This is a genomic window from Sulfurospirillum halorespirans DSM 13726 (assembly GCF_001723605.1).
Classification (GTDB): Bacteria; Campylobacterota; Campylobacteria; order Campylobacterales; family Sulfurospirillaceae; genus Sulfurospirillum; species Sulfurospirillum halorespirans.
The window spans coordinates 2,148,796-2,160,143 of record NZ_CP017111.1 but is presented as its reverse complement, the minus strand read 5'-3'; the positions used below and the strand labels follow the sequence as shown (position 1 = coordinate 2,160,143).

The following is an 11,348-nucleotide window of genomic DNA, read 5'->3' as shown; positions in this document are numbered from 1 at the left end:
TGAAAATAGCAAAGTCAATGAAAGACCTTAAAACAAAAATATGCTTTTTTAGCATATCTTTTTTTACACATTTACTTTAAGGAAGTAGTAGCGAATGCCACTACTTCTGAGGTTTGAACGATTGAAGTTCGATGATACGAAGGATAATAGCGGAGTAATAAGGGATACTCTGAATCAAAAGGGTGAAGGCAAAGACATAAATTTCGGTAATGCGTGTGTAGTTGGTAAAGTAAAGCGCGAAGAAAGAGATGGTAAGCAAGGTGGCTAAAATCATTTCATGCTGAATCGGGCTTTTATTGACTTTTTTGGTGTTTCCACCTTTTTCCGTGCGTTTAAACGGAAGTCCATCTTTAACAAAACCATCGTACACCGCTTTAAAAATGACCAGCTGTAGACTCATCGAAGCAATGGCACTCAGCATCGTCTCTCTCACACTCATTTTAACGCGGGTATGGTACAAGATAAATGCGTGCAAGATATTGACTAAAAATGCCACCAAGATAGGCAGGGTGAGTGGCAGTGTTGGAATCGTCACACCGACAAAAATGATAAATGGTACCCAGAAAATATTTAAAAAAGCGGTCAACGCGCCAAAGGCATCGGAGAGCCAGAAGAACCAACCTGCGACGAAATGGTACTTTTGGTACGGCGTTAACGTTTTGGATGAAGGCATAAAGTGACGCCAGTGACGTTTTAAAATTTGAATGGCACCATACGCCCAGCGGTGACGTTGTGTACGAAACGCTTCCACGGTGTCGGGTAAGAGTCCCCAACCGTAACGTCGGTTAGTGTAATGTGCTGTATAACCCGCTTCAAAAAGGCGAAGTCCTAGCTCAGAGTCTTCGACGATCGTGTACGTTGTCCAATCACCCACTTCGTGCATCGCAGACAAGCGAGCCATCAGCATCGTTCCGTGTGCTACGATGGCATTTTCTTCATTTCGCTCAACCATACCGATGTCAAAAAAACCTGCATATTCAGCGTTCATCGCCTGTTTAATGAGCGATTCTTGTCCATCACGGTGATCTTGTGGTGCTTGAACGAGTGCAACTTTTGGATCATCAAAGAGTGGAACAAGGTCAATGAGCCAGTTTTCATCGACCACATAATCGGCATCAATTACGGCTAAAATTTCTGCTTTTTCATGTGTAAATTTGAGTGCTTCATTGAGTGCTCCTGCTTTAAACCCTTTACATGTAATGTTCAAAAAGACAAATTTTTCGCCGAGTTTTTGACAATGCTCTTCGATAGGTTTCCAGTAAAACTCTTCAGGCGTGTTGTTAATCACCACTAAAACTTCATAGTTGGTGTACTTCATCTGCGCGAGTGAATTGAGGGTATCGATCAAAACATGCGGCTGCTCTTTATAAGCTGGCACATGAATGGAGACAAAGGGTATATGATCCGACTTGAGATTAAGAGGTGCAAGACGTTTGGGTGCAATGCCAAGGGTGCATTTAAAGAGCTCATTAATCTTAGCTAAGGTAATGATGACCAAAGGAATCATCAAGAAAATTCCCATTGTCCACATGACCCACATACCAAAGTTCATGTAGTAGATAAAGGGATACGTTGCAGCCATCGCTATACCAAAGCCCATCGCTTGCGCTGCAAAAGCATAGGTAATGGCATGGGCAAAGTTAACGCGCTGATTTCTAAGCCCAAAGTACGTCAGAAGCAGTCCAAAAAAGACCGAGCCTGCCATTTGGTAACGCCACAGTGGGTTGATAATGGTCTGCTTGATAAAGTGAAATTTAGGTTGTTTATTGATGTCGAAAAGTCCCCAATACGGTCCCACACTTCCTTCATGAACGCCTTTCCACGGCTGGTCGAACGCTTCAACGATGTTGTAGCTCCATTTCTCAGCATTTGCCATCTCCAAAAAGCCAGTAATTGCAGCGATCTGGTTGGTAAGCGTGGCTTCCGCTTTTTCGTTGTTATAACCACTGCTTGGCCAGCCAAACTCCCCGATGGTAATCGGTTTTTTAGGGTACATCGCCGCAATGGAGTCGTACTTCTCTTTGGCAAACGCAAGGGTTCGCTCAATAGGAATTTTTTCCCAATACGGCAAAATGTGAACGTTAATAAAATCAACATGACGTGCAAGCTCTTTGTTGGTGAGCCAAACATGTTGAACCTCTGCCGTGGTGACAGGGATTCGTGTGCGTTTTGAGACACGATCAATGTACTCCATAAGTTCTTCAGGTGTGAGGTCAGCTCGCAGCAAAACCTCGTTTCCGACGATGATGGAAGCAATTTTAGGGCTGTAATATTTGGTCAGTTCAAAAAGTGTTTCGATTTCAGATTCGTTTGCGCCTTTATCTCCTGAGAGCCAAAGACCGACATCGACTTTGAGTTTGGTATCTTTCACATTTTCTAAAACACGCTTGGCATCGTCAATCGCATAAGTTCTTACTTTGCGTGCAATGTGCTCAATGGTCTTCATATCCTCGGCAATCTCACGATCGCTCTTAGGCGCTTTTTCAAATCCACGGTAGGGCGTGTAGGAGAGAGACTCTAATTTTTCACCAATTTGCGGTGACGTGACGATCTTATCACCAGCTCTTGTCCACAATAAAATTTGAATCAGGGATGTAATAACGAGGGAAAGTAGAATGTATTTGAAATATTTCAACCGTATGCTCCGAAAAAAAGTGATAGAGTTCTTTTAAGCCGTGCCATTGCGTAAGAGACTAAAAAGTTGCACGATTTTACAACAACTTTGTTTAAAAAAATGAAGAGAGATGTTTACATGTAAAGATTTGTACTTTTAAAGAGGCAAAGAACACCTCTTTTGGCTGTTATTTAGTAAATACGGTTACGCGTCGAGGAGTGCATCAAACGCTTTGAGTTTAGCAAGGGCTGTAATGGCGGAAGTTTTTGCATTATCGCTCAATCCTTCGGTAAAATGCAAGACATTTTCAAGTAAAACGCAAATACCTAAAAAGATCGTTTTGGTGCAAATGTCTCTGAGGTAACTCAGAAGAATGGGCGTTGGGAGGTTGTGTGTGGAGTAGATATACGTGCGTTCATCGCTGAGGTCTAAAAACTCGATTTTATCCTCTTTAAAACCACTCATGGCATCGACGACAACGATGACATCGGGTTCGAAGTCACGCAAATGTGCAAACTCATCTTCGGGCGTATCGTAGCCATAAAAGACTTTCCACTGGGGCAACTGTTCTTCAACCAGTCGCCCCACAGCGATAGCAACGCCATCATCCCCTCTGAGTTCATTGCCAACACATAACAGTGCTTTTTTCACGATGCTTTTCCTTAAACTTTATGTGTTTTTAAAATCTTTTCTAAGAACCAAGTAGCCTTCATTTAAGCCCTTGAGTATCTCTTTAAGCGGGCATTCCATCATTTCGGGTAAAAGCTTCATCGCGTGTTCGGGAAAGATTTCTATTTCAAAATATTTACTCAAATGTCCAATTTTAAACTTCAGATATTCGCCACCATTTTGCAAAATCTGTTCGTATTCAACTTCATCAATCTCTAAGACTTTCTCACTAAAATCAATCGTTCCAACACCATGCCCGATGCAGGTTGAGAAGATTTTGATCTGATCAGCCTTCGCATCACCTGATTTTGCACCATCAAGATGTCTTTTGATGAGTTTGTAAACTTCTACCACTTATTTTGCTCCCCATATAACGCGATGGAGGTCAATTTTATCTTCCTCTTCGCACAGGACATATTGGGTGTAAATCTCATTGTGTAAGATACCCATACACTCTGCATAGCGTGGATCATCTTCTATTTGCATCGCTTCAGTGACAGAAATTTTGGTAGCTTTTGCATCTTTGGTATTGCCACTTTGAACAAGCGCATGGATGTATTTATCAAACAGTTTTCGTCCAAATACATAGCTCATCAGCCTTTTAGCCTGAACCAGTAGATCTCTCTCAAATAGCGTGTTGCCAAGTACGGAGTCCTCTACGAGCGGAGGCATATCTCCATCATGTTCAAAACTTACTTTTTGAAGTTTTTGCTCCAAAACGCCCAGTGCTGTTGTGAGTCCATAGATGATACTCGCAGGATGAGGAGGGCAGCCTGGAATGTACGCATCAACAGGGATGATTTTGTCTATGCCACTGAGAACACTGTATGCATCATAAAAAATACCGCCTGTTACACCACACGCACCCAGTGCTACAACAATTTTTGGATCAGGCGTTGCTTCATAAGCACGAAGGAGTGGGTAATACATTTGACGTGTTACAGGCCCCGTACAGAGTAAAATATCGGCATGTCTTGGGTTAGCAACCAGTTTAAAACCAAAGCGCTCAGGATCCCAAAGCGGTGTAATGGCAGCAAAAATCTCGATTTCACAGCCATTGCAACTGCCACAGTCGATACGGAAAACACTAAAACTTCTGCCTATCTGCTTTAAAAGCTCAAGTTTTTGCTCTAACGTATTGGCAAGTTCGATTTCGTTTGGTATTTCATACGTTTTCATTCTATCACCATCTCTTTGCCACTGGTAAAGGTTGCAACCGTAGCAGTTTTTTTACATGTAGGACACATACACAGATAATTTTTAGCCTCTTCAAGCCTTTTTTCACTGACATTGGCTTTGCTTAAACACTCAAAGCTATACTTCACCAGTCTCTTAGCACTAAAGGGCTTGTGACATGTCGTGCAATATTGGGTATCAAGTTCGCCTCTTTGAATCAGGGCTGATTTATCAAATTTGACGGCAAGTTCAAACTCTTCACTGAGCTTAATCGCACCTGTTGGGCAAACTTCATCGCATCTACCACAAAAGATACAACGTCCACAGTCAAACTCCCAAACAAGCTTACTTTTATCGTCGTTAAATTGAACCGTTATGGCATTGGAGGGACACGCTATACCACACGCCGCACAGCCAATACACAAATCAAAGATATAGGCGGGTTTCCCCCTGAAATTATCCGAAACTTTATAAGGTTCAAACGGATATTTATGGGTAATTTCACCGTATTTTTTGCTGATATCAAGAAGTTTCATCATCTTAAATCCTTTAGCGGACTGTCTTTTTGTGTCCTAGCGAAATTTTTCAAATCGTCATTGGTCAAAATTTTACTTTTTTTACTTTTTATATCGACAACCGTTACACGCTCTGTACACGAATAACACGGATCTAGGCTGCACACGATGAGGGCGGCATCGGCAAGATTGTTTCCACGGAACTGAAAGCGAAGGCTTGGCCAGTTATTATACGTAGCAGCCCTACATCTCCAACGAAAGACCTTTTGCGCACTACCTTGCATAATCCAGTGAACATTCTCTCCCCTTGGTGCTTCCACATACGCTAAAGCGTAGTTTTCAGGTTTGACATGGAATTTTGGATCGACGATGATTTGTGTTTGTGGCATAAGTTCAAAACATTGGCGAATGATAGAAACAGAGCTTTTAAGCTCCATATAACGAACCATCTCCCTAGCAAACACATCACCACCTTCGACAACGGCTACATCAAATTGAATCTGTTTGAAAAAGTCGTACGGATGGTCATATCTGGTATCGCGCTTGATTCCACTTCCTCTGATATTAGGCCCCACAGGTGAGAAATCACGCGCTACTTGTTTATCAAGGATACCCACACCCTTCCAACGGCTCATTTGGCGTTTGTCATCCATAACAGCATCCCAGACTTCATCAACTTGTGTTTCGATGATTTGTAAGATGCGTAAGCTCTCTTTGATCTCAACGCCGGTGATATCGCGTCTAAGTCCACCCATAACCACGTTACCATAGGTTTTTCGTCCACCCGTAACCAGTTCTGCTAGTTTCATAGAGTATTCACGGATTCTAAAAATGTGCATGAACGCGTTGTAGTTACCTGTTACTTCACACGCCAGTCCGATATTGAGCAAATGGCTGTGGAGACGTTCAATTTCTGAACAGATCACACGAATGGCTTGCGCTCGAGCTGGGATCTCTAAGTTGATCGCTTTTTCAGCCGCTTCAATACACGCAATGGCATGGGCATAACCACAGATGCCACACACACGCTCAGCCAAATAGCCCATCTGGTCATAGTTCATACGGTTTTCAGCGAGTTTTTCCATGCCTCTGTGTTGGTAAAAGAGTCTATAATCGGCATCAATAATCGTATCGCCATCGCAAAAAAGTCTAAAATGTCCAGGCTCATCAGCCGTGATATGCAAAGGTCCTAGAGGCACGTCAATGATTCCTGAGCCTTCAGGTCTTAGGAACTCATATTCAGGTTCCATATAATGATCTTTCATATCAGGGCGGTATCGGTAGTCCATTGCATCTTTTCGTAGTGGGAAAAGATCATCTGGCCAATCATCACTGAGTACCAAACGCCTTTTATCAGGCAACCCTTCTGCTACGAGTCCAAACATATCGTAGGCTTCTCTTTCATACCAAACACAAGCAGGAACCAATGGCGTAACAGAGGGGTAAACAAGGCTATCAGGCGAGATGAGCGTTTTGATGGTGACAAAACATTTTTCATCTTGCGCTATCTCATCACCCTCAAACATTTTCCCACCCTCCATAGAGAGAGCATAATAGAGTGCATAGTGTTTATTGATGCTTCGCTCATCATTTGGAACCATGGTTGTGAGATAGCCACCCATATCGTAATATAAGAAACGAACTGCTTCAGGAAGGTCATTTAGTTCAACCAAGGCGGTGACTTGATCGTCGCATTGCCTGGTGACTTCTAAAATTTTTACTCTAGTGCCTAGAGCTTCTATAAATTTATCGCATTTCATTGGAATTCCTAGTTAGTGTTTTATTATAGTTTTAACGCTCTCATCTAAAAGAAACGTAAAGGAATCAAATTGCCATATACCAAATGCTACAATCAAAATGGCTAAGGCAATCAATGGAAAATTTTCACTGAATTTCATCTCACTATTATGAACCACTTCTCCTTCTACTTTACCAAACGAAGCTAAAAAGAAGTGTGAAAAGTCAGCTATAAAAATAATAGCTAAGGCAACAGCAAATATACCCATTAAAATGTATGATCCATCGATAGCGGCGGCTTTAAAAATCAAAAATTCACTCACAAAAATTGCAAATCCAGGAACGCCAACCAATGAACAGATGGCAATACCAAACAAAACTGCTGTAAGCGGTGCTATGCGTATCATGCCACCCATCTTTGTCATATCTTTGGTACCGTAAATTCGAGCAATATTGCCTGTTGAACAAAAAGCTAATGCTTTGGTAAATGAGTGTGCCGCACAGTGAAAAAGAGCTGCAAAAAGTCCGATAGCGCCACCAACACCAAGTCCAAAAGCGATAACACCCATGTGGGCTACGGAGTGATACGCAAACATTCGTTTGACGTTGTGTTGACGAATAAGAAAGAAGGCAGATATAAAAAGAGTAAGTGTGCCACTGACAATCATCACGGTTTGAACAAAGTCAAAACCAACCCCATTAGCGACGATGGCATAGTAACGAATAAGACCTAACATGGCGCATTTTAAGAGTATTCCTGAAAGTAGGGCGGACGTTGGTGCAGGACCCTCTGCGTGAACATCGGGTAACCATGTATGCGTAGGTGCAAGTCCCGCTTTTGTTCCAAAACCAATGAGTGCAAAGATAAAGACAAGTTTTAATGCCACACTGTCTAAGTTGGCAGCATTCGCAAGAAGATTGGTATAAAGCATGGCTTCCCCATCAATTTTGCCATTGGCTGCTGAGAAGAGTAATATCGTTGCATACAGGGCAAACGCTAGACCAATGCTACATAAAACGATGTATTTGTATCCACTCTCTGTGGATTTTTTATCTTTTTTAACCGCTACAAGAAATACTGAAGCGAGTGTGGTTGCTTCAATGGCTGCCCACATAAAGGCAATGTTATTACAAACGACACTTAAACTCATTGTCCATGTAAAGATGAAACTCAGTGCAAAGTAGTTTTTGACCTCTTTAATATCGATATGCCCATCTTCTAACTCCCACTTCATATACGTTGTGGCATAGACATTGACCAGTAAGCCAGTAATTGCAATCAATGATAAAAAGATAGCGCCTAGGGAATCTAAGAAAATATAGTTATGAAAAATAGAAAGTTCTTCTCCATTGACCACTTTTCCCACTGCACTCAGCAAAATGGTAGAAACTACCACACTTAAAAAAATATGGAGACTTTGTAAGAGCTTAAAATGAAGTGGCATGAAAAACATGATCACACCAAAAACAAAAGGTACGGTGAGTATTAATACTAAAATATCCATTTTATCCCCTTAAATTTACGGCTTTGGAGGTATCAAGACTTCCATAAGCAGCATAAAATCGCTTCGCCAAAACACTCATAATCAAAACCGCAAAGATAGCATCGGTTAAAATACCAATCTCAACAAGCTCATGAGAACTGTATGCCATAAGCGCTAGGCTTAGGTGTATACCATTTTCAAAGAGGCAGTACGAGAGAATTTGTTTGAGAAATGAGTTTCTCAAAATAAATCCAAAAATACCCATCATAAAGATAAATGAAGCCGCATAAAGTGGCAAGACATCTTGAAAAAGTGAAAAATGGATAAATACTTTGTACAGCATCATGGCAACTGCGAGTGAAAAACTAAGCGCTACAACAGGCGATATAAAAAACCCACCCACAGGTTCATCTTCAACAACAAGACCCAGTTTTTTGACGAGGCTCATTAAATATAAAGGAACAAAGAGCACTTTGATCACAAAAGCGGTGACTGCCCAGATAAGAAGTTCATGCGTGCCGTATTTAAAATATAAAGCCAAAAAGATAATGACCAACAAAAGCGTTTGCACGGCATACGCTTGAATGCTATGACGGTATTGTCTTAAACTAAATACCGCAAAACTCGTGACCATCATTAACACTGCAACGATATCAATAATATTAATATTTGCCATAGTTATATTCCCATAATATAGAGTAATAATGAAGTACATGAAATAGCCAGAGCAAAGAGCATGGTTCTTTTTATTCCATTGTTGACCGTAAATCTTGGTCCAAAGTTATCAATAAAAACGCCCATAACATAAAGAAATCCTACTTCAGCTAAGAAAGCAATCAAGGATAAAATCGGATTCTCAAAACTCCAAGGTATAAAAATGACGAGGAAAAATCCCAGCATCGTAAATTGTTTAAGGAGTATTGCTACATCAATGATGGCAAGGTCTTTACCGCAATATTCACCCAAAACACCCTCTTGAAGCTCTTGTTCCGCTTCAGCCAAGTCATAAGGTTTTCGACCCGTTTCAACATACATGACCCATAAAAACGCGGTTGCTGCAATTGAAAATGAAGGAAAAGCATAACCATAATCACCCTCTTGCACCAAGGTAGTAATATACGCTAGATTCGTGCTTCCCGTACCCATCATGACAACGACAAGACAAATGACGGCAATTTCTTCGGTGTAAAAACCAAGCGTTCCTTCTCTGCTCGCACTTACTCCTGCGAAAGGGTTGGCAGTATCGATACCCGCAACGATAAACATAAATCGGAAAAGGGCACCCAAATAGAGCAAGACAAAGATATCAGAAAACTGTGATAAGGCACCCGAATGGGTGTCATACGCAATCGGTAAAGCACAAAACATTGCTGCAGCACTCACAAAGAGTACATAAGGTGCGATTTGATAGATATAGCTTGTACTGTGCGACTTTGTACGACCACGTTTTAACAGTTTCAAAAGATCACGGTAGGTTTGAAAGATGCTTGGTCCTACTCTTGATTGAAATTTGGCTCTTAGTTTCCTTGAAATTCCATCAAAGAGAGGAGCGACTAGTATTGCTGAAATAAGTTGTAATAATAGATAAAAAAAGTCCATTTATTCTCCCTTTTATAGATAGTAATACCCAAAGATGAGTACGAAACAAAGATAAATCAAGATATAGCCCGCATAAAGATTGGTTCTGCCATTTTGAAAGATACCTATTTTATCAGCAATAACCATGACAGAATGAATCACGGGTGCATAAAGCTTATCCCAAAAGAGGTCATGGACTTTTTGCGTATAGACAGCTTTTGAAAAGTACCCATCAATCTTAATCTCTTGCTCGTGCCTCAAAATAAAGCTGAGCGCTTTTTTGATATCACCCGTAAAAGAGTTTGAACCAATTTGCATATTTTTGTTGTAAAGAAAACCACATGCCCATGGCTCAGTCACTCTCACTTCTGTATGATTTGCCTTTAAGAGGTAAAGGAACACAAATGGAATGATGGCGCATAGAAGCATAATCAAAATAATGATAGGCATGGAGATCAATCCAAAAACACTCTGACTTGTTTGGGGTATCAATGTTAGAACAATCTTTGAGAGCATACCCACGACATCACTCATAAAAATGCCTATTCCCACACAAAGACTTGCCAGTAAACCCAGTGGTAAAAGTCTTATGAAGGAGACTTCTTTGGCTTCTTCGACGCATTTGGTATTACGAGCTATGCCTAAAAAAACGGAGCCGTACATTTTTGAAAATGCCATAATAGCCATAGCTCCCGTGATGGAAAGAGCGATGATGGCGAGTGTAAAGAAGAAGCGCGATGCAACTCCTTCATCAATACCGCCCATGACCATTGTTTTATAGATGACCCATTCGCTTGCAAATCCATTGAGTGGAGGCAGTGCACAGATGGAGATAGCGGCAACAAAAAAGATGATAGAGGTGATAGGCATCTTTTTATGAAGTCCACCAAGCGCGTCCATATCGCGTGTTTTGGTTGCTGTGAAGACATTACCGCTTAACATGAACAGGAGTGACTTGAAAACGGCATGGTTCAAAATATGAAAAAAGGCTGCGATAAAGCCCATCAGTGCAATAAGCGGTGAATGGATACCCAGTCCGTAAAAAGCGCCACCCAATCCTAAAAAGATGATGCCGACGTTTTCACATGAACTGTACGCGATAGACGCTTTGTAGTCGTTGGAAGCGAGTGCATAGATAATTCCAAAGATACAGCTGAGTGCTCCCATGAAGAGTAAGATATAACCAAACTGAGCAAACTGTGGTAAAAGGAGCGAAAATTTGATAAACGCAAAGAGTGCTACTTTGATCATAACACCACTCATCAGTGCTGAGGCATTTGAAGGAGATTGGCAGTACGCTAAAGGCAACCATACATGGAAAGGAAACATACCTGCTTTAGAACCAAGACCGACAAGAAGCAAGGTGAACAGTGTGATGCTCATGCCAAAACCAATGTTGAGATCTGCAAACTTACTAAACTCAAAACTGCCTGCAAAACTTGCCATAATTAAAAGCGCAACCATTAAACAAGAGGCTCCAATTTGGGCAATTCCTAGGTAAATCATAACTTTTTTCCCAGCACCCTCACCATCATTAGACTTCTTTCATAACCCCCAAAAGGTCTAAAAATTGCT

At 41.3% G+C, this 11,348-nt stretch carries 10 protein-coding genes; all 10 read right to left on the bottom strand.

The genetic code is table 11. From position 1 onward, the window contains the following. Nucleotides 1-100 precede the first annotated feature (100 nt). Nucleotides 101-2,635: a glycosyltransferase family 2 protein gene (locus SHALO_RS10745; RefSeq protein WP_069478526.1), complete on the bottom strand. Its 2,535-nt coding sequence runs from the start codon at nucleotides 2,633-2,635 to the stop codon at nucleotides 101-103. A 183-nt stretch (nucleotides 2,636-2,818) separates the two neighbouring features. Then, nucleotides 2,819-3,265: a hydrogenase 3 maturation endopeptidase HyCI gene (locus SHALO_RS10740; protein ID WP_069478525.1), complete on the bottom strand. Its 447-nt coding sequence runs from the start codon at nucleotides 3,263-3,265 to the stop codon at nucleotides 2,819-2,821. An 18-nt stretch (nucleotides 3,266-3,283) separates the two neighbouring features. Next, a complete protein-coding gene (locus SHALO_RS10735; protein WP_069478524.1) occupies nucleotides 3,284-3,637 on the bottom strand; it encodes a formate hydrogenlyase maturation HycH family protein in 354 nt (117 codons plus the stop codon). Further along, the gene (locus tag SHALO_RS10730; RefSeq protein ID WP_069478523.1) at nucleotides 3,638-4,462 is read right to left on the bottom strand and encodes an NADH-quinone oxidoreductase subunit B family protein; all 825 of its coding nucleotides are present in this window, start codon (nucleotides 4,460-4,462) and stop codon (nucleotides 3,638-3,640) included. After that, nucleotides 4,459-4,998, bottom strand: a complete 540-nt coding sequence (locus tag SHALO_RS10725) for a formate hydrogenlyase complex iron-sulfur subunit (RefSeq protein ID WP_025345478.1) — start codon at nucleotides 4,996-4,998, stop codon at nucleotides 4,459-4,461. Before SHALO_RS10725 ends, SHALO_RS10730 begins: the two co-directional genes overlap by 4 nt. Further along, a complete protein-coding gene (locus SHALO_RS10720; RefSeq protein WP_069478522.1) occupies nucleotides 4,995-6,734 on the bottom strand; it encodes a hydrogenase large subunit in 1,740 nt (579 codons plus the stop codon). The genes SHALO_RS10725 and SHALO_RS10720 overlap by 4 nt, the downstream gene beginning before the upstream one ends. A 12-nt stretch (nucleotides 6,735-6,746) precedes the next feature. Then, nucleotides 6,747-8,216: a hydrogenase 4 subunit F gene (locus SHALO_RS10715; RefSeq protein ID WP_069478521.1), complete on the bottom strand. Its 1,470-nt coding sequence runs from the start codon at nucleotides 8,214-8,216 to the stop codon at nucleotides 6,747-6,749. A 1-nt stretch (nucleotide 8,217) separates the two neighbouring features. After that, nucleotides 8,218-8,871: a hydrogenase 4 membrane subunit gene (gene hyfE / locus SHALO_RS10710; RefSeq protein WP_069478520.1), complete on the bottom strand. Its 654-nt coding sequence runs from the start codon at nucleotides 8,869-8,871 to the stop codon at nucleotides 8,218-8,220. 2 nt (nucleotides 8,872-8,873) lie between these two features. Beyond that, entirely contained in the window at nucleotides 8,874-9,794 is a 921-nt protein-coding gene (locus SHALO_RS10705) for a respiratory chain complex I subunit 1 family protein (RefSeq protein WP_069478519.1), read from the bottom strand. A 12-nt stretch (nucleotides 9,795-9,806) separates the two neighbouring features. Continuing rightward, on the bottom strand, nucleotides 9,807-11,279 hold the full coding sequence (locus tag SHALO_RS10700) for a proton-conducting transporter transmembrane domain-containing protein (protein ID WP_168156754.1): 1,473 nt from the start codon (nucleotides 11,277-11,279) through the stop codon (nucleotides 9,807-9,809). Between the last annotated feature and the right edge of the window lie 69 nt (nucleotides 11,280-11,348).